Genomic DNA, 878 nt, shown 5'->3' with positions numbered 1-878 from the left:
TTCGCCTGCCCCGGAACTGCGCCTGAATGGGTGTTCCCATAGGCTTTAATCCCCATCAGACGGATCGGGTTCCAAATCGTCCTCGTGCACCTCAATTGAACTACCATCTTCAAACTCAATCGTATAAACCACACCTTCTGGGAATTTTTCAAAGTACGACCCAGGGCGGTCTTCAAAAATCCCGACAATCCACGCCCGATCCGGCCTCGACGTACCCTCTGAGTCCGGCCTGACCCTGACGATGTCATTGTAAGTAAATTTAGGCATAATTATTGAGCCTTTGGCTCGATGGGTAAGTGAGGATTGCCGTCGGGCCTTGTTACGCCGGGTCGATGTCCATGAGGCTTTTGTGCAGATGGATCAGGTTGACGTGGATGTCCTCCTCGATCCATCCTGTCACCCGTCGGTGTCCCATCCGTACCGATTACCTGCTGAAAATCACCATTTGGCGATGTGTTCACGCTTTGCCCTTGGTCGACCGGGATCGCGTTTCCATGTTGATCAACAACAACGACTGGCTCAGTAACCGGACCTTTGTATGGATTACTATTATCGCTGCTTGAACCCGATTTCGTATCGTTTTTGCCATTACCCTTTGGCGCTTCGTTAGAATCACTTCTTTTCGGATCTGACCGAGAACTCCACCAATTTACAATCTTCTTGCCAGCATAAGTTCCACCAATGAGCACGGCTCCCGCCGCTATACCACCACATACAGGACCGCAAACGAAAGTTCCCCCTACACCCGCGGGAATAGCGGCAGGATTCCGCCCATCCGGATCAACAAATTTATACGGATTATTCAGCGCATAGGTGTACCGGTTAAACGACTTGCCCGTATCTGCATCCGTCACAACCGGATCCGTACTCAGAAACCG

Annotated in this window: 2 protein-coding genes; both read right to left on the bottom strand. The window is 51.1% G+C overall.

Annotated elements, in window-relative coordinates:
- Positions 1 to 45: 45 nt before the first annotated feature.
- Positions 46 to 267, bottom strand: coding sequence for a hypothetical protein (locus EYB48_RS18990; RefSeq protein ID WP_162021940.1), 222 nt, complete (start codon positions 265 to 267; stop codon positions 46 to 48).
- Positions 268 to 269: 2 nt separating this feature from the next.
- Positions 270 to 878 (bottom strand): RHS repeat-associated core domain-containing protein (locus EYB48_RS18985; RefSeq protein ID WP_463322632.1); only part of this gene is annotated, 609 nt, incomplete at its 5' end.

This window comes from Cognatundibacterium crateris, from assembly GCF_010078235.1.
Lineage (GTDB): Bacteria > Pseudomonadota > Gammaproteobacteria > Burkholderiales > Burkholderiaceae_D > Undibacterium > Undibacterium crateris.
The sequence above is the reverse complement of the archived record's forward strand: the minus strand, read 5'-3'. Positions and strand labels throughout refer to the sequence as shown.

Excerpts from the sequence above, each read along its gene's own strand:
- EYB48_RS18990 (WP_162021940.1), bottom strand. The coding sequence starts at position 267 with ATGCCTAAATTTACTTACAATGACATCGTCAGGGTCAGGCCGGACTCA.